This window comes from Porphyromonas catoniae ATCC 51270, assembly GCF_000565015.1.
In the GTDB taxonomy this organism is placed as follows: Bacteria; Bacteroidota; Bacteroidia; order Bacteroidales; family Porphyromonadaceae; genus Porphyromonas; species Porphyromonas catoniae.
The window spans coordinates 184324-206099 of the sequence record NZ_JDFF01000024.1; the positions used below are offsets into that span (position 1 = coordinate 184324).

At 46.8% G+C, this 21776-nt stretch carries 20 protein-coding genes and 2 tRNA genes; 11 read left to right on the top strand and 11 right to left on the bottom strand.

What is annotated here, in order from left to right; all coding sequences use genetic code 11:
* Window positions 1–33: 33 nt before the first annotated feature.
* The 9 genes from HMPREF0636_RS07110 to gyrB form a co-directional block, all read right to left on the bottom strand.
* Window positions 34–1266: a class I SAM-dependent rRNA methyltransferase gene (locus tag HMPREF0636_RS07110; protein ID WP_044169436.1), complete on the bottom strand. Its 1233-nt coding sequence runs from the start codon at window positions 1264–1266 to the stop codon at window positions 34–36.
* Between the two features lie 5 nt (window positions 1267–1271).
* Window positions 1272–2036 carry a 3'-5' exonuclease gene (locus HMPREF0636_RS07115; protein ID WP_081748426.1) on the bottom strand — a complete coding sequence of 255 codons (765 nt, stop codon included), beginning with the start codon at window positions 2034–2036 and terminating at the stop codon, window positions 1272–1274.
* Window positions 1972–2574, bottom strand: a complete 603-nt coding sequence (locus HMPREF0636_RS07120) for a DUF5063 domain-containing protein (RefSeq protein WP_044169438.1) — start codon at window positions 2572–2574, stop codon at window positions 1972–1974. Before HMPREF0636_RS07120 ends, HMPREF0636_RS07115 begins: the two co-directional genes overlap by 65 nt.
* A gap of 261 nt (window positions 2575–2835) precedes the next feature.
* A complete protein-coding gene (locus HMPREF0636_RS07125; protein WP_155807311.1) occupies window positions 2836–4230 on the bottom strand; it encodes a C1 family peptidase in 1395 nt (464 codons plus the stop codon).
* A 71-nt stretch (window positions 4231–4301) separates the two neighbouring features.
* Window positions 4302–4829: a gamma carbonic anhydrase family protein gene (locus HMPREF0636_RS07130; protein WP_005468712.1), complete on the bottom strand. Its 528-nt coding sequence runs from the start codon at window positions 4827–4829 to the stop codon at window positions 4302–4304.
* Window positions 4830–5080: 251 nt separating this feature from the next.
* Window positions 5081–5989, bottom strand: a complete 909-nt coding sequence (locus HMPREF0636_RS07135; RefSeq protein WP_005468711.1) for a DUF3078 domain-containing protein — start codon at window positions 5987–5989, stop codon at window positions 5081–5083.
* A gap of 29 nt (window positions 5990–6018) precedes the next feature.
* Window positions 6019–6936: a tRNA modification radical SAM protein MnmL/YtqA gene (locus HMPREF0636_RS07140; protein WP_044169440.1), complete on the bottom strand. Its 918-nt coding sequence runs from the start codon at window positions 6934–6936 to the stop codon at window positions 6019–6021.
* Window positions 6937–7695 (bottom strand): lipoate--protein ligase family protein, encoded by a 759-nt coding sequence (locus HMPREF0636_RS07145; RefSeq protein WP_044169441.1) that lies wholly within the window; start codon window positions 7693–7695, stop codon window positions 6937–6939.
* 132 nt (window positions 7696–7827) lie between these two features.
* Window positions 7828–9789, bottom strand: a complete 1962-nt coding sequence (gene gyrB / locus HMPREF0636_RS07150) for a DNA topoisomerase (ATP-hydrolyzing) subunit B (RefSeq protein WP_005468708.1) — start codon at window positions 9787–9789, stop codon at window positions 7828–7830.
* A 408-nt stretch (window positions 9790–10197) separates the two neighbouring features.
* On the opposite strand from gyrB, the gene HMPREF0636_RS07155 reads away from it, so the two are divergent.
* The 11 genes from HMPREF0636_RS07155 to HMPREF0636_RS07205 all read left to right on the top strand — a co-directional run bounded on the left by HMPREF0636_RS07155 (window position 10198) and on the right by HMPREF0636_RS07205 (window position 18933).
* The gene (locus tag HMPREF0636_RS07155; protein WP_044169442.1) at window positions 10198–10827 is read left to right on the top strand and encodes a DUF417 family protein; all 630 of its coding nucleotides are present in this window, start codon (window positions 10198–10200) and stop codon (window positions 10825–10827) included.
* Between the two features lie 151 nt (window positions 10828–10978).
* A tRNA-Pro gene (locus HMPREF0636_RS07160) sits at window positions 10979–11051 on the top strand.
* A 158-nt stretch (window positions 11052–11209) separates the two neighbouring features.
* On the top strand, window positions 11210–11680 hold the full coding sequence (gene cdd / locus HMPREF0636_RS07165) for a cytidine deaminase (protein ID WP_044169443.1): 471 nt from the start codon (window positions 11210–11212) through the stop codon (window positions 11678–11680).
* A 14-nt stretch (window positions 11681–11694) separates the two neighbouring features.
* The gene (locus HMPREF0636_RS07170; RefSeq protein WP_044169444.1) at window positions 11695–13779 is read left to right on the top strand and encodes an RNA degradosome polyphosphate kinase; all 2085 of its coding nucleotides are present in this window, start codon (window positions 11695–11697) and stop codon (window positions 13777–13779) included.
* The gene (locus tag HMPREF0636_RS07175) at window positions 13776–14675 is read left to right on the top strand and encodes a Ppx/GppA phosphatase family protein (RefSeq protein ID WP_044169445.1); all 900 of its coding nucleotides are present in this window, start codon (window positions 13776–13778) and stop codon (window positions 14673–14675) included. The genes HMPREF0636_RS07170 and HMPREF0636_RS07175 overlap by 4 nt, the downstream gene beginning before the upstream one ends.
* Before the next feature lie 91 nt (window positions 14676–14766).
* Window positions 14767–14840 (top strand) — tRNA-Ile (locus tag HMPREF0636_RS07180).
* 985 nt (window positions 14841–15825) lie between these two features.
* On the top strand, window positions 15826–16272 hold the full coding sequence (locus HMPREF0636_RS07185) for a helix-turn-helix domain-containing protein (RefSeq protein ID WP_044169446.1): 447 nt from the start codon (window positions 15826–15828) through the stop codon (window positions 16270–16272).
* Between the two features lie 92 nt (window positions 16273–16364).
* Window positions 16365–17141, top strand: a complete 777-nt coding sequence (locus HMPREF0636_RS07190; protein WP_044169448.1) for a dihydroorotate dehydrogenase electron transfer subunit — start codon at window positions 16365–16367, stop codon at window positions 17139–17141.
* A gap of 9 nt (window positions 17142–17150) precedes the next feature.
* A complete protein-coding gene (locus HMPREF0636_RS07195; protein WP_044169449.1) occupies window positions 17151–18068 on the top strand; it encodes a dihydroorotate dehydrogenase in 918 nt (305 codons plus the stop codon).
* Between the two features lie 61 nt (window positions 18069–18129).
* Complete coding sequence (locus tag HMPREF0636_RS07200; RefSeq protein ID WP_248616898.1) at window positions 18130–18369, top strand: YciI family protein; 240 nt, start codon at window positions 18130–18132, stop codon at window positions 18367–18369.
* 57 nt (window positions 18370–18426) lie between these two features.
* Window positions 18427–18933, top strand: coding sequence for a ClbS/DfsB family four-helix bundle protein (locus tag HMPREF0636_RS07205; RefSeq protein WP_044169450.1), 507 nt, complete (start codon window positions 18427–18429; stop codon window positions 18931–18933).
* 63 nt (window positions 18934–18996) lie between these two features.
* Here the strand turns inward: HMPREF0636_RS07205 and HMPREF0636_RS07210 are convergent, their stop codons facing one another.
* Together HMPREF0636_RS07210 and HMPREF0636_RS07215 are read right to left on the bottom strand one after the other, a co-directional pair.
* A complete protein-coding gene (locus tag HMPREF0636_RS07210; protein WP_044169452.1) occupies window positions 18997–20115 on the bottom strand; it encodes a glycosyltransferase family 4 protein in 1119 nt (372 codons plus the stop codon).
* A 533-nt stretch (window positions 20116–20648) separates the two neighbouring features.
* The gene (locus tag HMPREF0636_RS07215) at window positions 20649–21728 is read right to left on the bottom strand and encodes an acyltransferase family protein (protein WP_044169454.1); all 1080 of its coding nucleotides are present in this window, start codon (window positions 21726–21728) and stop codon (window positions 20649–20651) included.
* Window positions 21729–21776 lie beyond the last annotated feature (48 nt).

Consider the following 21776-nt stretch of genomic DNA (forward strand, 5'->3'; position numbering starts at 1 on the left):
CTTAGACTATGATATATAGGGTGACATGATGGATTACTCTACATAGAGTACAAGTCCCTTGAGGTACTCACCCTCGGGATGATAGATGTTGATAGGGTGGTCTACAGGCTGAGTGAGTTGATGGAGGATACGCACACGCCTGTTGGAGCTAGCAGCCGCTGTAAATACAGCTAGGCGAAACTCCTCCTTCGATACTGCCTGCGAGCAACTGAAGGTGAACACGATACCCCCTGGAGCAATCTTGCGGAAGGCTAAGCTATTGATCTTGCGATAGCCTATGAGAGCGTTGCGCAAGACCTTACGATGCTTGGCAAACGCAGGTGGGTCAAGTATGATGAGGTCATACTCATGCTCTGGCATTTGCTCTAGGTAGTCGAAGGCATCTTGTGTAATTGAACGATGGCGAGAGCAATCTTTGCCAAAGTTCAGTGCCACATGTTGCTCTGTGAGGTACATGGCCTTACCAGAGCTATCCAACGAATCCACGCGCTCAGCTCCAGAGGCTAGTGCATAGACCGAGAAGCCCCCTGTATAGCAAAAGGCATTAAGTACCCGACGATTGGGAGCGTATGCTCTGAGAAGAGAGCGGTTGTCTCTCTGGTCAATAAAGAAACCTGTCTTCTGTCCCTTTACCCAGTCAGGTATGAACTTGAGTCCATTCTCCCATACATAGCTTGCCTCTGTATGCCCAATGAGAAACCCATCCTCCGCCATCTGTCGCATATCACGAGTGGGAAGGGTCGTCTCTGACTTATAGTACACAGCCTCTAGTGGCGGAGTGAGTTTATCCTCTGTGCCGTAGACTGTCATCAGAGCCTCAGCGATTATCTGACGAGCCTCGTGCATACCCATACTATGTGCCTGCACGACTGCCGTACTAGCATATATGTCGATAATGAGACCAGGTAGCCCATCACCCTCTCCATGCACGAGGCGGTAGGTAGTATTGGGGGAGGTGTTTCCTTCCTCTTCGGGACGAATAAGCCCCATTGAGGCTCGTAGCTTCAGAGCTGCACGTAGTCGCCCTTGGTAGAATGCTTGGTCAATGGTCTCCTGCGGATCAAAGCTCAGCATGCGTACCGCTATGCTTCCTAAGGCATAGTGTCCTGTACCGAGAGCTCTTCCTCGAGAGTCAAGTACCTCCACCAGATCACCATCCCGTGGCGAACCATCGATAGAAGCAATCGCTCCAGAGAAGACCCAGGGATGAAAGCGCAGGAGAGACTCCTCTTTACGAGGGAGCAGATGTAGCTTGGGGTAGGACATTGTCTTTAGAGTAGAGCAAAGTTTGTAGGGGAAGGGGTAGGTGACGCAAGTAGGGTCTGGTAGATACGCAAAGAAGCCCATGCATCAAGTGCTGCATAATGAATCTGAGCAGGACTAAGTACCTTGTCCTCCCAGTTGCTCATACGCTGTGCCTTGCTCATCCTCTCGGCAAATATGATGGCATATATCTTCAGTAGACTCAGCTCACGTATACCATATCCACCACAGAGTCTCTGGAGCTCTACGAAGGAAGCTGGAGTGAAGGTCTCTCGACGATTGAGGGCAGATAGGTCATCCTTTAGACTTAGCCCTACTTTCAGGATGGATGGATCCTCAAGTAGGCCAATCAATGACTTGGTGAGCCCAATCGTATTAAGACGAAAGAGGAAACACTCCTCATCCGTTGCAATCTGTAGTAGAGATACATCATAGCGCACACCTGCCTTGAAGCTCGGGCGGGTCTCGGTATCTATTCCGACACAAGAGGCTCTACGTATCTTGGCCACAGCCTTACGTGCATCGAGCTTCGTATCGATGACGTGAAGCGGAACAGGGCATTTAGCTATGGGGAGATGACTTAGTTCGTCATCGCTGATGGTAGCAGGGTAGAGCTGCGTGAGGGTGAATGGTTGTGTAGCCTTACGCCGTCTTTCGGGGCGTAGGGGGGTCTCTTCTTGGACTTGAGGGGAGCGTGCTTTTGCTCTATTAGAAGAGGTCTTCGTAGAGCTTTTCGCTACCTTCCTCTGTGTCGATGTAGTCTTCTTCGTCATCCGTTAAGCTGAGCAATTGTGTATGTACTCGATGAAGTGCCGTGAGTGCCTCCAGCAGGCGTGCTCCCGTATAGGTACGAAAGTAGAATAGGCACCGACCGATAGCAGCCGGGAGTGCCTCTTCGTTCTCATCACGCAGTATCCCGAGCAGGTTTACTGTCTGCTGATAGACATCTGCCATACACTCGGAGACAAATGATGCTAGAGGGGTATCACTATACTGCATATCCTCTGCCTGACAGGAGAGGAAACTATCCTCCTCGCCGAGTAGCCCTGCCAGACGCAGACGCACGGTCTCGTACGTCTCCTCGGTCACAAACTCCTCAATATAATCCTGCTCTGGACTGTAGAGATAGTCTGGCAGACGTAGGGTGGAGAGATAAAGCTGAGGAAGAATCAAGACAGTCTCATGGACGAACTGACGTTTCTCAAAGGCTGAGGCCTGCTCCATAAGACCTGCGAACTTTACACCCACAGCAGCGAACTCTAGTACCTCCTGGGTATACAAGCTCTTGATCGGTTGTTCCTTCGATTCCATACGGGTACAAAGGTACCGTTTATTCTCGTAATAGGCTAGGGTAGGGGAGCCTTAGAGCATCGAACATGTTTCCCTAGCAAGGAAGGAAAAGGAAACCCTTGCAAGGACGATCGTGAGATCCTTGCAAGGGTTAAACAAGTGACCCATGCTAGGGTCTGAAGGGAAGACCTAGCATGGGTCACATCGCATTGCTCTTTAGAGTAGAGAGCTACGGCCTCTAAGGCGTGGTATCGCTACCCTCGGATAGCAACAGTGATATGCCTAAGGGGCATCAGGCGTGAACATAGGGTCCCAGGCAGGGAGCTGTATAGGCTTCGCCTTCAGTAGCTCAAGGACCTTGTCCGTAGCGTATTTCTTATTCACTACCAGACGGAAGGTATAGGCATCAAACCAAGCATCGGTCATGATGATGTGTCCCTTCACCCCGGTCGTCTCACCCCAGCTATTCTCTACTTTCCACTTGGTTGGCTTTTGGGTCTTTGGGTCAATGTCTACAGCCTTGAGCGTCATAGCGTGTGTAGAGCCACTATCAAAAGTCTGAATACGCTCAGCCTTAGTCATGTCAAAAGGATAGCCTAGGAGCGAAGCATAGTCATAGTTGTCCAGTGCTGCTATGCCTTTTGTCCGATCGAGCTCACGTCCCACATCACAGGAATAATACATCATCGTATTATCCTTTAGTGAAGCGATGGCCATCTGCTTAATCTCATCCATCGGGAGGTTTACATAGGTCCAGTTCTTCCCATCGTAAGCGTGGCGGTCGAAGTCTATTTCATAAACCTTGTGATAGGGACGTGAAGGATCGTTCATAAGCATGACGAATTGGTCTCGCATATCTACACCGACAAACCGCTTATAGAATGACTGTGGCGTATAGGTGTCTGTAGAGATGACCTTGCCCTTTGCATCGCGTAGTGTGTAGATAAAGCTTGTTGGAGGGACACCTAGGTTCAGACTGAGGATACGGTAAATCTGCTTGAGACAAACCTCCTTACGTGCACGGAGCTGTGCAAGACTTTCCCCCGAAGCAGAGGCTTTGCGGATCTGCATACCTGCCTGACGGAGTGTGCGGGCGATCATCTTGCCCATAAGCCGAGTGTCGTTGCTAGAAGCCGTCTCGGGCATCACATCGGCTGGCACGACACCGTACTTGATGAGATTATCAGAGATACCTGTGAACTGCCCACCATCACTGATGGGATTCTTAAATAGCCATTCGACCTTCTTGTCTGTAATCTCCGCTTGGCGTGTATCAATGATTCCCTCAAGGAAGAGATTAGCCTTCTCGAGCTGATCCCAAAAGAATGAGTAGTTCTGAGAGAAAAAGAATGTCCCCGACTGCTCTCGGCTCATAAGCTGAGCTCTTAGGACGTTGAGCCCCGTGAAGAGCCAACAGCGTCCGCTTTGCTCTTGGTTGGTGATACCGGAGCTCTTTACTTCGATGGAAAAGCGATCCTCAATAGTGCGTGGACGCTGAGGATTAACAAAGAAGTCCTTCATCCCTTGGAGGGCAATCGCATTACGTAGAGCTTGCTCTGTAGCAGAGCTAGGCTCTGCCTTACGAAGCTCCTGAAGGAGGCGTGGCGAAATAGCCCCATCTGGGCTTTGAGCAACGAGTACGTTGGTCGCCCACAGCGAGAGGCCGAGGGCAAGCATAGATAGTCGTATAGGTCTCATAGAGGAATGTGTATTGAATGGTTATCGAATACTATGGTAAGTGGCCATCGCTAAGGATTTTGCTCTTTATCGAACCACGAAGCATACATTTGATAGTTATTGGCGATGCGTTCGTTCAGCTCTTTGCTTTGCTCTGGAGATACCTTCTTTATAAACTTCGCTGGGACACCCGCATAGAGGCTATACGGCTCGATGATAGTCTTCGCTAGTACTACTGACCCTGCTGCCACGATAGCACCCTCACCAACGATTGCATCATCCATCACTATGGAGCCCATGCCGATGAGAGCATAGGAGTGTACGTGACAGCCGTGTAGGGTCACATTATGCCCAATAGAGACATTGTCACCAATCTCAATAGTCGACTTCTGATACAGGGTGTGTAGTACAGACCCATCTTGAATATTAACGTTACTACCGATACGGACTGAGTTTACGTCACCACGCAGTACAGCGTTAAACCAAACACTGCATCCATCGCCGAGGACTACATCCCCCACGACTGTGGCATTGACAGCGAGGAAGCAACCTTCCCCGATTTGAGGTGTATAGCCTCGGACTGTTTGTATGAAAGCCATAGATTTATATTAGTTTGTCTGACACAAAGGTAAGGCATTTGTGCCTATACCTTCTAGATAGGGAGAAGTAGAGAGTCAAGAGACATCATAGTGAAAGCTAGATATCCAAGACTCTGTGTCACATCCATGCACTCTGAGACAAAAGAAAGCCTCTGCACCACGGATGGGTACAGAGGCTGTAATCTTGGCGTTACATAGTGAGTGTCAAACCCACACTATGTAGCGACCTAAGAACTCACGCTCGTGTAAGGCTAGAAGCTGTAGGCTAGACCTAGACCAAGTACTTCACGGAACTGCACCTTTGGACCTCGTGGGTTCCCAGCCTTATCCACACTCTTCACATTGTCATCATAGATGAGGTTTGTCGTCAGTGTCGTAGTGAGGAATTTGTTAATCTTAAAGGCAATCATCATATCCCAGTTCACGTCGATATTGCCGAAATCAGAGTTATAGGCAGTGAAGAGCGTTAGCTTCGTAGAGAAGTCGATGTTAGAGGCGAGCTTCTGCTTGTAGTTTGCTACAACTGAGGCACCAAGCTCTGCAAGGAGTTTCTTACCGGGCTTCACACCAAAGGCTCCGGCATCAGAGAGCTTCTTGTCGAGGACGAAAGTCATCTTCCCCGTGACAGGAGAGAGTAGTAGAGAGAGGTTATCATTTGGCTTATAGTCCGCACCAAGTGCAGCGGTTAGATAACCAGGAGCAAAGAGATTGGAGATATACTTATCTCGGTTGCCTGAGACATTTGGATTAGTAGAAGCATCATAGCCACGGGAGAATTGTGTGAGCAGGTCTCCAAGAGCAGAGATACTCCAGTGACGGCTGATGAGGTGACCGACCTTCGAGCTTAGGTTGAGCTTATCTACATTCTTGAGCCATTCATTGCTTGTGGTATAGGTCATACCGAAGTCCGTGACTAGGGCATTATCCCATGACCATTTATCCTTCTTGTAGTTAGCAGTAGCATTGAGGTAGACATTCCAAGCAACGGAGTTCTCACCCCCAGCAGACCAATTGACCAAAGCCGTCTGTGCTGTGTTTGCTCCTGTGATACCACTCACCTTCCAGTTGCTCTGTGGTGCAGCTACTGAATCAGCTTCTTGTGCGAAAGCAGACGTAGCCATAGAAGCTACGAGTGCTAGAGAGAAAAGAGTTTTCTTCATACTTACATTCTTTATTCAGAGTTAATAAATTATCGTTCGTTAGGTGAAGGCATAAGTGCCCTACGAATCTTAGCCGTGAATTCATAATTCTTCCACCCCCAGCGCGGGGCAAGGAGAAGCTCCTGTGGAGACTGTGAAACAAAACGCTCTAGGACGATGCCCGAACGCAGATGATGTACAAAGTCCACACATAGCTCGATGTATTCCTCCTCAGTGAAGAGGTGAAAGTCAGACGGAGAACGTAAGTATTCACCCGCCATAATCGTACCTCGGATGATCTGTAGCTGATGTATCTTCAGCGTAGTGATAGGTAGCCTAGAGAGACGCTCTGCATGAGCTATCATCTCCTCTCTACTCTCACCTGGTAGACCAAGTATAATGTGCGCTCCCACAAGGATACCTGCCTCATGGGTACGCTGTATTGTATCGACACTCTCCTGCCAAGTATGTCCACGCTGGATACGCTCTAGCGTCTTATCCCAGGTACTCTCCACCCCATATTCGATTAAGAGGAAGGTACGCTTAGCCAATTCAGAGAGGTACTCTAGTAATGGCTCGGGCATACAATCTGGTCGTGTACCAATAATCAGCCCTACGACATCAGGATGAGCAAGTGCTTCCTCGTACTTGGCTATACAGTCGGCGACCTCTCCATAGGTATTCGTGTACGACTGGAAGTAGGCTAGGTACTTCATCTCAGGATATTTTTTCCTGAAGAAGGATATACCCTTGTCTATCTGCTCTGTGATGGGCCTGAGCTTCGCAGCATAATTGGGACTAAAGCTTTTATTATTGCAGTAGGTGCATCCACCTTTACCCATTGAGCCATCCCGTGTAGGACACGTGAATCCTGCAGTAATAGTAATCTTCTGCACCTTCTGCCCAGGGAAGAAACGGCTGAGGAAGGTAGCAAAGTCTACATAGGGAGCAGCCGATTGATTGGTCATCTAGCTCTCTTTTGCCTTTCCGATTAAGGAATGAATCCAATCAGGATGCTCAAACTGCTCTGCACGTTTACGCTGTATGTACTCTTCCGCCTCATCATCTAATACCAATGGCACGAGCTCCTCCTCCATACCTCTCAGTTCATCGAGGATAAGTGTCTGAAAATCGGTAATGGTATATCCTAGGGGAAGAGTAGGGCGCAGATTCGTGACCTTAGAGCGAACTGAGGCTACTCTTGAACGAACCTTCGTACCAGGTGCTACGGTGAGTATGCGATCCAGCTCCTCAAGGTCTGTGTCAAAGAGCAGACAGATGTGATATAGTAGTCGTCCTCGAGTCATCGCTTCAGCTGAACCTCCAACTTTGAGTCCGTCTAACCGAAGATCTCCGCGTGGTGAACGTACAACCTCTACCCCCTTCTTTGCTAGGGCAGATTGAACGGGCTGAGGGCAAGCAGCGAGGTCAAACCCCTTAGACTCCTCTCCATTTTTGATCACGGAGAAGTTCAGATTTCCCTCATCATGATACACTGTGCCTCCACCAGAGGTGCGGCGCAGGAGTGCTATCCCTCGTTTTTGGAGATATTCTACGTCTAGCTCTGCCTCTGCATGCTGGTAGCGCCCCATGAAGACTGAGGGTCTATTGATCCAGAGGAAATAGATTGTCTCCAGTGAGCGCAATTGCCTGTAGAGATAGTCCTCTAGGGCTATATTATAATAAGGATCTTGGGATGTGCTGATGTAATAGTAAGCTTTCGTCATCTATTACCTAACTAGGGATAGAAGGAAATGGTTACAATACTTCTAAAGGGCAAACCCTACAAAAGACGTAAACTAAAGAGGCTCATCCTCCACAGACCTAGGGAGGGTGAGCCTCTTTGCTAATAGGATTGACTAAGCATCAATGCGAGCATAAGTCGCATTGGCCTCGATGAACTCGCGGCGTGGTGCAACTTCGTCTCCCATGAGCATGGAGAATATAGCATCGGCCTCGGCAGCATTCTCGATTGTAATCTTACGTAGTGTACGGTTCTCTGGGTTCATCGTTGTTTCCCAGAGTTGCTCATCATTCATTTCTCCGAGACCCTTATAGCGCTGTACATGCACACGCTTCTCATCACCACCGCCTACACGGTCAATGAATGCTTGACGCTGTTGTTCCGTCCAACAGTACTCCTTCTCCTTCCCTCTCGTGCAAAGATAGAGTGGGGGAGTAGCTATATATACGTAGCCGTTCTCAATGAGGGAGCGCATGTTGCGGAAGAAGAACGTAAGGATAAGTGTGGCGATGTGACTGCCATCGACGTCAGCATCAGTCATGATGATGACCTTGTGGTAACGGAGTTTGGCTAGGTTTAGTTCCTTAGCATCCTCCTCTGTACCAATCGTTACACCCAATGCGGTATAGATATTACGTATCTCTTCGCTCTCGAGTACCTTGTGTTGCATGGCCTTCTCTACGTTGAGGATCTTACCACGCAGGGGAAGGATAGCTTGGAACTCTCGGTCACGCCCCTGCTTTGCTGTACCACCTGCAGAGTCACCCTCCACGAGGAAGAGCTCCGAGAGGACAGGATCCTTAGAGGAGCAGTCAGCTAGCTTACCTGGCAAGCCTCCACCAGAGAGAGGAGACTTACGCTGTACCATCTCACGTGCTTTACGTGCCGCTTGACGTGCAGTAGCAGCGAGGATAACTTTATCGACGATGACCTTAGCCTCCTTAGGATGCTCCTCTAGATAGGTCTCCAGAGCTTCGCTTACTGCGATATCTACGGCTCCCATGACCTCGTTGTTTCCCAGCTTGGTCTTCGTCTGACCCTCGAACTGAGGCTCAGCCACCTTGATGCTGATTACAGCAGTAAGCCCTTCACGGAAGTCATCCCCCGTGATCTCTACCTTGACCTTATCTAGGAGCTTTGAGTCGGTAGCATATTTCTTCAGCGTACGTGTCAGCCCACGACGGAAGCCAGCTAGATGCGTTCCCCCCTCGATGGTGTTGATATTATTGACGTAGCTATAGATATTCTCGTTGTAGGAGGTATTGTAAGTCATCGCTACCTCTACAGGGATGCCTTGCTTCTCTGTGACAATGTGAATCACATCATCCACAAGATGCTCCTTGGAGCGGTCAATGTACTTGGCAAACTCCTTGAGTCCATCCTGCGAGTAATAAACCTCTGTTAGGGGCTTGCCTTCCTCATCTACCACTCGTTCATCAACAAGCGTCAGTGTGATACCTGCATTGAGGAAAGCCAACTCACGAAGGCGGTTTGAAAGGATCTTAAACTGATACTCAGTAACAGAGAAGATCGTATCATCTGGCTTGAAGATGATTGTTGTCCCCGTACGATCTGTCGTACCAATAGTCTGTAGGTCTGTCGTAGGGACACCCTGGCTAAACTCTTCGGTATAGATCTTGCCATCTCGATGGACAATAGCCTTGAGGTAGGTAGAGAGAGCATTTACGCAGGATACCCCTACGCCATGCAGACCACCAGAGACCTTGTAAGAGCCCTTATCGAACTTCCCCCCTGCATGCAGGACAGTAAGCACAACCTCTAGAGCACTCTTCCCTTCCTTCTCATGAATATCGACAGGGATACCACGGCCATTATCTTGTACTTCGATCGAATTATCTTCGTGTATGATTACCTTGATGTCGTTACAATAGCCAGCCAAGGCTTCGTCGATGGAGTTATCTACTACCTCATACACCAAGTGATGGAGTCCCTTTTCGCCAATATCGCCGATGTACATGGCAGGGCGCTTGCGTACAGCTTCTAGTCCTTCGAGGACTTGGATGCTACTCGCGGAGTATTCCTTTTCACTTGCTTGGTCAAACAGCTCTTCGCTCATTGATATTCGTTGAATACTATTATAATGTATAGGCACAAAGATACTAAAAAAGGTTCATCCGCCTTTGTGACAAGTACGTTGCTCTGGTATTAATGCATATCGCCAATCTAGAGCAATAGCTCCATTTCACTTCGACTTAGTAGGGTGCACATGGACTTATCTAATCAACACACTACAATATTCATCAAAAAACTCTAGAGATTTGGAGTTCAAACTCTAAAGATACGCAGCAGAAACTCTAGAGTTTCCAAAGAGGAATAGCATAGTGTATCCTTGATTTCACACTCAATATCGAGAGACCACAGAGACTACTTTATGAGGTGGCTACTAGAGATACTGAACCAAGATCTAGGCTTTCGGTTATCTATTAGTATAGAAGTTTTAGTAATTAACAATAACAACTCAGCAATGCAAGCAGTATTCATGAAGTTCCTCGAGTGTGCAAGTAACCTAAAGAGCCTTGGTTACAAGCTCATTCGTATAGCTATCCTAATCATCTTCGTGTGGATTGGTGGACTTAAATTCGCCAACTATGAAGCCAATGGAATCGTTCCCTTCGTAGCTAATAGCCCACTAATGAGTTTCTTCCTCAAGGATGCCAACAATAAGGTAACTACGGACGAAGGTAAGGTGGTGAAAGAATACACCCTGAATAAAGTACCAGAGGGGCAATATAATGATGCCAAGCACACCTGGCATGTAGAGAATCGTACCTATCTCTTCTCGCATGGTCTCGGCATTCTCATCATGACGATTGGTATTCTGGTATTTCTCGGTTTATTCTCTCCCTACCTTGGACTCGTTGGAGAGGTACTCTGTATCATTATGACAATTGGGACACTGAGCTTCCTCGTTACCACACCCGAGGTATGGGTACATGCGTCACCCGAGGCTCTCGCTGCAGGCGAATGGGCTAATGGCTTCCCCTTCCTCACAGGTGCAGGTCGTTTGGTCATAAAGGACACTGCTATTCTAGCGGGAGCCGTCGTCCTCCTATCTGATTCGGCATCAAAAATCCTTACTCGCCTGAGGAAATAAACTAAGCCACCAACACTATCCCCGCAAAGGGCTAATATCCCTCCCATAAGTACCACCACAAGGGAAATAGGCATGTAGGTATTTTAGCTATCTTTGTGCCGTTCCTCTGAGAGATATGGTACACTACTTCTCGCTAGAGAACATAAAGGATCGGGATGTAGCACAGTTGGTAGCGCGCCACGTTCGGGACGTGGAGGTCGGAAGTTCGAGTCTTCTCATCCCGACATAACAACAAAAACGAAAGTCCGAGGTACACTCCAGAGTACCTCGGACTTTTAGGTTACAGCGCTATAAGTAAGGAAATTCGTACATTAGCCTCATAGAAATCCCCCTATGGGCAGTGGTAGAAAGAAGAAACAAACGGTAAATACAGCAATAAGTAATGGAGAAGACCTTTCAAATTCCCTATAAGACTCTTGTACGAAGCGAGCTCTCTGACATTGAACAAGAGCTAGAGCAGAGAGCTGTAGCTGCAGCCAAGAGAGCCTATGCCCCCTATAGTCACTTTTTGGTAGGGGCTGCTGTACTCCTGGCTAATGGAGAGATTGTGACTGGATCAAATCAGGAAAACGCAGCTTATCCATCAGGGACATGTGCTGAGCGTACTGCTCTCTTTTGGGCGTCTGCCCAGTGGCCAGAAGTTGCTGTGGAGAAACTCGTTGTTGTAGCTATCAACGATGCAGGGCGTGTGCCTTTTATTTCTCCTTGTGGTAGCTGTAGGCAAGTAATCATGGAGACTGCTACACGTTTCCATCCCTTCCCCATACTACTATGCGGTGAAGAGGAGATTGTAGTCCTCGAGGATTGCCGCATGCTTCTCCCATTTGGCTTTGACAGTAAAGCTCTTCTTTAGCCCTTACTCAGCCTATGGCATCCAGTACAGTGACACGAAGGCACTTCCCCTATATAGAGCGAGATGAAAGCTGGATGTACTTCAATAAGCGCATCCTCCTAGAGGCTCGCCGTGAGGATTTGCCCATCTTAGAGCGGTTTAACTACTTAGGTATCTACTCAAATAATCTGGATGAGTTCTTCCGTGTACGTGTTGCATCTCTTCGTCGCATGGTAGATACCTCGCTCGAGGCAACAGAGGATGAACGTAAGAAGGCACGTGAGGTCTTACGCAAAATCCTACGCCTAAACCAAGAGTATTCGCAGCTTTTTGAGGAGACATTTGAGGAGCTCCTGCATTCTCTCTCTGAGGCACACATCCATATTGTCAACGAGCGGGAGCTAAGCAGAGAGCAGGAGAAGGAGGTGCGTAGCTTTTTCATGGAGAAGATTAATGGGACTACCAACCCTATCTTCATCAATAGCCCAACCTTCAGTGCGGAGCATCACCTCAAGGAATCCCTTTACCTAGCCATTGTCCTATGGCACAACATATCAGAGGGAGAAGAGAACCATGACATAGCTTTAATAGAAGTCCCCACAAAAGATCTTGGCCGTTTCTTTCGCCTCAAGGACAAGGCAGGGGAGAGCTACTTAATGTTCCTCGATGATGTCCTACGCTCATGCTTGCCTTATTTCTTCATCGGGAAGAAGTATGCACGCTACGAAGCTTACACCTTCAAGTTTACAAAGGACGCAGAGTTTGAGATCGATCAAGACCTTCGTACGAGTGTCATCGAGAAGGTCTCTCGTGGCGTGAAGCGACGTAAGCGAGGGGAAACTGTCCGTGTAGTCTACGATGAAGCAATCCCCCCCATGGTGCTCAAGAAGCTGAGCGATATGGCTGAGCTGAACTACAGAGACACACGTGTGGGAGGCGGACGCTACCACAACATGCGTGATCTGATGACCCTACCAGACTGCGGACGCAAAGGCTTACGTTTCCTCCCTCGTGAACCTCTTCGTATGGATGAGCTTCGCTACACTGAGAGTGTGATTGCTGAGATCCTAGAGCGAGACCGCTGTGTACACTTCCCTTACCAGAGCTTTGATCATTTCTTGCGCCTTCTGCAGGAGGCAGCGATAAGCCCTGCCGTAACAGAGATACGTATCTCCCTGTATCGAGTGGCGCAAAGCTCTAAGGTAATCAAGGCTCTGATGGCTGCGGCTCAGAACGGCAAGCGTGTAACAGCTGTGATTGAGCTATTGGCACGCTTCGATGAGCAATCCAATATCAGTTGGAGCAAGAAGATGCAAGACTCTGGTATCAATGTGGTCTTTGGACATGAGAAACTAAAGATCCACTCCAAGCTCGTCTATATAGCTACAACCCAAGGAAACATCGCTTGCATTGGCTCAGGCAACCTCCACGAAGGGACAGCAAAGGTCTACACAGACCTGATGCTCATGACGGCACATAAGGGGATCACGAGTGATGTCCTTAAAGTATTTGATTTCATTGAGCGTCCATTCCTCAACATTCATTTCAAAGAGCTCCTCGTTGCCCCAAATGACATGCGCCAGCCTCTCTACAATATGATTAACCGTGAAATACGGCTAGCGCGCTCTGGGAAAGAGGCATTCATCCGACTAAAGCTTAATCATATCGTCGATGAAAAGATGGTACAGAAGCTCTACGAGGCCTGCAATGCTGGTGTACATGTTGAGCTATGCCTCCGAGGCAACTGTTCCCTTATCCCTCAGGCAACAGGCTTTAGCGAAGGGATGTACATTAACTCAATCATCTCTCGCTATCTAGAGCACTCTCGCATCTATATATTCGGGAATGATGGTAAGCCTCGCTACTTCATTGGCTCTACAGACTGGATGGCAAGGAACCTCGATAAGCGTATCGAGGTAATGACCCCCGTGTATGATGAAGATATTCAGCGAGAGCTGGATTTCATCGTTAGCGCTGGGCTATCCGATACAGAGCAAGGCTATTATACTCTTGATGGTGAGGTCTACGCGCGACGGGGTGACTTCCCTCCAGGGACAGAGCTTTTCAATTCCCAGGACGCTATCTATCAATATTACCTGAATCAAAAGAATAAGAGATGAGTAAGTCTCATTACGCTGGTATAGACATTGGCTCAAATGCTGTACGTCTACTCATTAAGTGTCTTAATGAACCAGGAAGCACCGAGCCTCTATCAAAAGTTCAGCTAGTCCGTGTTCCCCTTCGCCTAGGAGAAGACTCATTCACTGATGGCTCCATCTCAAAGAAGAAGAGTAAGCAGCTCATCAGTCTGATGAAAGCCTATCGGGAACTCATGGAGATCTATGAAGTGACTTCCTTCCGTGCATGTGCTACATCTGCCATGAGAGACGCCAAGAATGGGCCTGAACTCGTTGAAAAAATTAAAGAGAAAACAGGAATACACATAGAGATCATCAATGGTAGAGAAGAGGCCCGACTCATCTCCGCTGACCTCATGCGCTCACTCGAAGGGAAATCCGAGGATACCTTCCTCTATGTAGACGTAGGAGGTGGGAGTACAGAGCTAAACGTAGTGCGTGGACATGAGCTGATTGATTCTCATTCCTTCGATATCGGGACTATTCGCCAGCTCAGTGGTAAGGTACGAGAGGAGGAGCGTCAATCCTTTTGCTCATTCCTTACCCAACTAGCAGCTGACTACTCGGGGCATATCCGTCTCGTTGGAACAGGAGGTAACATAAATAAGCTCCTACGTCTGGGGGCCCCTTCAGAGCGAGCCAACGTAAACCTTCTTCCCGTCTCTAGTCTTCGCTCTGTGGCGGATGAGCTACGTCGCTACACCCCTGATCAGCGAATGCAACTCTTCCGCCTAAAGCCTGACCGGGCAGAGGTAATTGTACCAGCTGCTGACATCTTCCTAAAAGTGGCAGAGATAACCGGCGGAACAGAAATCATAGTTCCGACAAAAGGGCTAGCCGATGGTATTGTAGATTCTATCTGCCCCATAATAGTGTAGTTTGCGAGGGAAACCATTTGGTGTATAAGGGCTTTATAGCTATCTTTGCACACGAAAAGAGGAGATATGCACTTGCAATTTCCTTATTTTAGGTCCTATAGCTCAGTTGGTTAGAGCACCTGACTCATAATCAGGGAGTCCTTGGTTCAAGCCCAAGTGGGACCACAACCTTTCTAGATAAATCGCCTCAAGGTAGCATTACCTTGAGGCGATTTCTTCTTTTCTAACCTTATCATCTGATGCACCACCTAACAAATATGTAGCTACAGGACAATGCTCTTTCTCTCTATAAATCACTGATAAACAGCCTATAAGAAGAGGGAATAACGAGTTACCATAACTCACCTCAACGACTTATGGTAACTCGCTAAAAAGAGTTATGGTAACTCATCTCAGAGACTTATAGTAAGTCGTTGAGGTGAGTTATGGTAAGTCCCTAATCTGTATTCCAAATCCCTTTATATAGGGGCACTTATGGAGACACTCTCTATCTGCACCAGGAGGCTAGTTGTCCTACATTCAAATGTCCAAAGTATAATTTAGCACCCCCAAACCTAAACCATATAGCTCTAAGGAAACTACTCGGTGAAGTAGAATATGATAGACTTGGAACGCATAGTAGTGATACAAAATCCAACAATCTAATTCCGTGACACATTGTCACCCATTCAAGAAAATAATTTATCCACATAGGTATTATATCGAAATACTAAATACCCAGGGAGCAAACATTCTAAATCTTAATTTTAGAATAGCTAGATGGTAGAATATACTTACATACATCCAAACCATTTGTAATGCTAATATCTGTAAGGATTATTCAACACACAAAATCAAATATATAGATGAAAATCTTATACTTATATAGCCAACATTAAACCAACGCTACAAAACAGAGGGGTAGGAGAGTACCCATATCGTCACAGCCCCTATAAGCAATAGCATATATCTTAATATGTATCAATTTATTACACCATGAAATATCAAGTAATACTACATATGCAAAAGGAGTCGTATGGGAGGCAAGACAGGGATCAGGTCACCTATTTCATTATTCAGAATACGGAAACCAAATACTCGGAATTCAAAACGTCAATACGGATATGTGATTTTAAATTCGTAATTTTGAATACAGATAATCAATGACACTATGGCAGAATTTCTCAATTTGGACGAGATTACGAAGCGGCTCAAGAGGATTGTAGAGCAAAGCGGATTAAGCGCAAAGGACTTCGCCCTTGGTGCGGGCATCCCCCAGGCAACTCTTTCACAAATACTCAATGAGAAACAGCAGATCAATGTCTCCACAATTAATAAGGTAATCGAGCATTACCCAGACCTCGTTAATCCACATGAGCTGCTCTTCGGTGAGGGCTCCGCACATCAAGAGTCTGCAGAGAGTGGTCTCTTTCCATCAATAGGTCTAGCTGAGACAAGTGACAAAACCGTAGACGCTTTACAAGCAACCCTTCTAGCGCAGAGCGAAGAGATTACCCGACTCAAGTCAGAGCTAGCGCAGAGACAAGCTAAGACAATAGACCATATTACGGTCTTCTTCACGGACAATAGCTTTATGACATTCCACTGCGAGGACTAGCTGTGACTGGGTATGAAGTCAGGAGAAAATAGGTCAAGAGGCTAAGTGATAATCTGAGTATCTTTGCACCTGAGTTTTCATACCCCGAATTGATGAAAAAGTACTCTCTTCGCTTTACACTCCTCTCCACACTAGACCTAGGAGCAGGGAACTATCTATTACGCTTGACCCTCCCTTTACATGAGGGCATCTTCCCAGAGATGGCACCAGGGCAGTTTGTTCAAGTCGCGGTACCTGGTGGCTATGTCCTCCTCCGTCGTCCCATATCTATATGTAGTGTCTTCGCTGAGCAGCGTGAGCTATGGCTATTAGTGGGGCGTGTAGGACAAGGGACGTCAGTACTAACAAACCTAAGGGATGGCAGCGAGCTTAGCCTTCTTCTACCTCTGGGGAATACCTTCTCAACAGAGGGTATTAAAAACCCTCTTCTTATCGGAGGTGGTGTGGGGATAGCTCCCATGCTATTTCTTGCTCGGAGCTTTGCAGAGCGAGGGATACGCCCAACAATCCTCCTTGGTGGACGCACAAAGGAGCATGTCGTGCTTCGTGATTATTTTGAGACACTGGGTAATACACATTACACGACAGATAGTGGTGAGCTAGGCGTACATGGTCGAGTAACAGATCATCCAATCCTACACGAAGGCACCTTCGATCAGATATATACGTGTGGGCCCAAAGTGATGATGCTCGCTGTAGCGAAGATGGCTGAGGCGCGGGGGATCTCGTGCGAGGTGTCGCTAGAGAATACGATGGCTTGCGGTATAGGGGCTTGCTTGTGTTGTGTGGAGGACCTCGAGGGCAAGGGGAACACATGCGTTTGTACCGAAGGGCCTGTCTTTGACTCAAGGCTCATTAAGAAGAACTAATAAAACGCCATGCTACAGACACAAGTAAACATCGGCCGAGGCCTCACGATCAAGAACCCCGTAATGACAGCATCGGGTACATTCGGCTACGGGACAGAGTACACAGATTTCATAGACCTTGATCGCCTCGGAGGCATCGTCGTTAAAGGAACGACCCTACATCACCGTGAAGGGAATCCCTACCCTAGGATGGCCGAAACCCCCTCGGGTATGCTCAATGCTGTGGGACTTCAGAATAAGGGAGTAGACTACTTCATCGAACATATTTACCCAACCATATCCAACTATGATACAGCTGTCATAGTCAATGTCAGTGGATCTCAGATTGAGGACTACATCACGACAGCTGAGCTACTAAATGCACTACCCCATATTCCCGCTATTGAGCTAAATATCTCCTGTCCAAATGTCAAGGAAGGAGGGATGGCCTTTGGGGTTACTTGTGCTGGAGCCTCCTCGGTTGTGCGAGCAGTGCGAGCCGTATATGACAAGACCCTGATTGTGAAGCTCTCTCCTAATGTCACCGACATCACCGAGATTGCTCGTGCAGTAGAGGCTGAGGGAGCTGACGCCATCTCTATGATTAATACTCTACTGGGCATGGCAATTGATGCGGAGAAGCGTCGTCCCGTTCTTTCAACAATCACGGGAGGGCTCTCTGGCCCTGCAGTAAAGCCCGTTGCTCTACGTATGGTTTGGCAAACAGCACGAGTGGTGAACGTACCCATTATTGGGATGGGTGGTATCGCTACAGCAACGGATGCTATCGAGTTCTTACTAGCAGGAGCGACGGCCATCGAGGTTGGCACTTATAATTTTGTAGACCCTACTGCCACCATTCAGATTGTTGAGGGCATAGAGAACTACATGCTTCGCCATGGTTTTTCCAATATAACTGAACTGATTGGCACACTTAACACTAAGTGATCAAGGTGAAATGGTCATAGTATTTCTTGTGAATAGGAAGAAACAGGACAATAAGTAACCTATGTTTATCATCATATTGGCTTACCAGAAAGATCTCACAGTAGTGGAGGCGCATTTAGCCCAGCACAGAGCATATCTGGATGAGCATTATGCCTCTGGATGTTTTATTGCCTCTGGGAGACAAGAACCACGAATCGGTGTGGTAATTCTTGCTCGTGCTTCACGCAAAGAAGAGGTGGAAGAAGTTGTTCAGCGAGATCCATTCTTTCAGCATGGGATTGCCAGCTATGCAAATCATTGAGTTTATCCCAACGAAGCACTGCGAAGCCTTTGCACCACTGATTGAGTAAATACGATTATGGCGCGCCCTACGAGCAAAGATGAGCTACTCACCCTTGCAGAAGTTCGCCTAAACACCCTCTTTACCCTGATTGACTCAATGAGCGAAGAGGAGCAAGAGCGGACTTTTACGTTCGAGGATCGAGATCGCACCATCCGTGATGTGCTGATCCACCTGCATGCTTGGCACAACCTTCTATTAGAGTGGGTTCAAAAGAACCTACAGGGAGAGCCTGCGAGTTTTCTTCCTGAGCCTTACAATTGGCGTACATATCCAGAGATGAACCTACGTATTCAGGAAGCAGCTCAATCTATTCCTCTAAAGCAGTCAAAGACATTACTTAGGACAAGTCATCAGCAAACCCTTGAGCTAGCGAAACACTTTAACGAGGACGAACTCTTCGTCAAGGGGTATTTCCCTTGGAATAGGACAGCAACACTTGCCAGTTACTTTATCTCTTCCCTTTCCAGCCACTATGACTGGGCACAAAAGAAAGTAAAACGACATAAGAGAAGCCTAAGATAGAAAGTTTTTAAGGTTTTTCCCCCTTTCTACCCTAGGCTTATTCCTTTTATTAAGGAATGCTTCCTAGCCCTTCTTCCTTTTTACTAATTCGGCAAAGAGATCATACCAGCGTTTCATAACGACATCCTCTGAGAATAGCTTAGAACGTTCCCTTGAGCTTCGTCCCATCTGTTTACGCAGTTGCTCATCTTCTATCAGGTGCATTATCGCCTCGGCGAGCTTTTCATGATTACCCACCTCTTCTATCAGAAAACCTGTTTCACCATTAACAATAATATCTCGAGGTCCACACTGGCAGGCATAAGAAACATTGGGGACACCACAGGATTGAGCCTCCAGAAGAGCCATAGAGAATCCTTCATGCCTAGAGCTCACCACGGATATTGATGAGTCCATATATTCGGCCTCCATATTATTTGACTCGTGGCAGTCTATACTATCGCTCAAGTTTAGCGATTGGATAAGTGGGTCTAGCAAGCTAAGACCTTGACCACAAATCTTCAGACTCCATCCCGGATAGCTCTTGTGGACAATATTCCATGCTTCCACAAGGCTCTCAAAATTCTTCTGTTCTCCATATCTCCCTGAAGCTATAACTTTGGGGACATCCAAAGAGGATGTAGTCTGTGGCATGAACGTATTTGCGTTTGGTATGCAAACGGTATTATTTACACCCCAAGTAGGTAGGTCTTCGTTAGTTAGGACAACAAACTGGTCAAACTTCCTGATAAAAAATAAGTCTATCCAGTTATGCACTTTACCTAATATTCCTTTGCGAGAGAACAACCAAGTGTATCTTGCCCCATGAGCTTCAAGTACCTTAACGCTCCCGTCCTTTAGAAATGGAAGAAAATAAATTTCCTTACCAAACATGGAGATACAAACATCCGGGCGGAGCTCTAACAGAGACTTTTTAAGTAATCGCTTATGGCGAATAAGGAAGCGAGAGAGACGCTTTGCCTTCTCCAGTTTGGATAATTGGTCTGCACCCATATAACCAATGGCATAGTCTATGATTTTTACCCGACTGTCCATTGCGTAGTATGACTCTTTCCCTATTTGATCAGAGGTCAGTATGTAAACCTCATGCCCATTCCTAAGCCAATAGTTTACCTTATTTGCAAGTACTCGTGTCTGGCCTCCAGGAAACCAAGTATTGTTGATTACGTAAGCTATTCTCATCTCTGTACGCTAATTAGTCCGTCACAAAGGTAATGGTTTCCCCCATAAGGAGCAACCAAAAGCTAAGGGATGACGCATTACAGTTTTAAACAATTGGTTATTAGTAAGTTGGGTTTATCAGATACTACTCCTACAGAACAAAGATATAAGAGAGATTGAGTCCTGTTGTAACAGCTTCTGTTTAGGGTATTTATGAGGATTGATGACGAGTTGCCATGAGTCGTCCCGATGAGTTACCATAACTCGTAATAGGCACATTTAGTAAAGGATGTAACATTCTGATTGTAGGTGTATTATATTCGTATTAGTAAGGAGGTTAGGGATGCTGCTTCGACAACCACCCTCGGAAGGAGTTCAGGGGATGATATATGATAAATTTAACTTGCTAATAGTCAAGCTCTGTGCTTGAAGGGTAAAATATAGGAGATACAACATATAAATAGATATCCACTATTACATAGTCAATCCTTCAATCGTACGCCTAAATTTATTTATGCGTCTTCCCAGAACTAAGGGTAAGAGAAATACCCTTCTCATTTAGCGTCCTTACGAAAAAGCCTCTTAGAGAGCCATGCTGTAATAGGCTCTTCATAATATTTGTTGACGAGGATGCTTATAGCAATAGCGACAGGTAGTGTAACAGCAAATCTTATCTGCCATGGGGTACTAAGGGACGCTATATCGAAAACCTTCTTACAGAAAAGTATCACTAAGTTATGTATCATGTAGAAGCTAAAGCTAACCTCTCCAAGATATATGAGCCACCGCTGAGAAATCAAAGCAGGGACCCCTGCTTTATCTTTGCTCTTGTCTACAAGAGCAAAGATAAATATCACTAAACAACTTGGAAGATAGTAGTATACCGAGGGGTGAATACCACCTCTACCACTATCTATATAAGCAAAAGCAAGGGCATACAAGAGTAGGGGAGCAAGCTCCATTAATCTCCTTTTGACTGGAGAAACTCCGCCCCATATGCGATGAAAATATTCTTGTGATACATATTGGTAAATATGGTAGGATAGGATACCCAATATGAAGTCGCAAAGCCTACTTATTGGGAGTTTATACCAGTACCAAAATAGTAAGTCATCGGAAATAGGCAAGGCGTAGTAAAGTCCCCAGCACATCACAATAAGAGACAATAAAGTTACTCCGAGGTTCTTTGGCTTCATTCTCATTAAGAATGGGAATAGCCCATAGAATAGAATTAAATCAGAGAGACACCAAGCGACACCATTACCCTCCATTTCTTTGATTGGGAACCAAGCTTGTAAAAGGAGCGCATTCCCAACCAAAGGGAGAGGCTGAAGAGCTTCTTTTCCCCATTGTCCGTAAGCAAATATCATCCAAATGGCTAGGCATAGGAGGTGTAGTGGCCAAAGGCGAACGAGGCGTTTCTTCATAAAGGTTCCCCATTTAAAATCGGGACCTTTAACTTTCTCTGCATATCCAAGACTCATTACGAAGCCACTTAGGACAAGAAAAAACGAAACACCCATATAGCCAGCTCCATCTAGTAAAGCTCTTGGTTCCTCATTTCGTATAGGGAAGTGTTGAAAGAATATGAAGAGAGCAAAAATGAAGCGTAATGCTTGTAAAGATGAAATCATACTAGATATATCAGTTGAGATTAAAAGCAATTAATACGAAACGTTTCG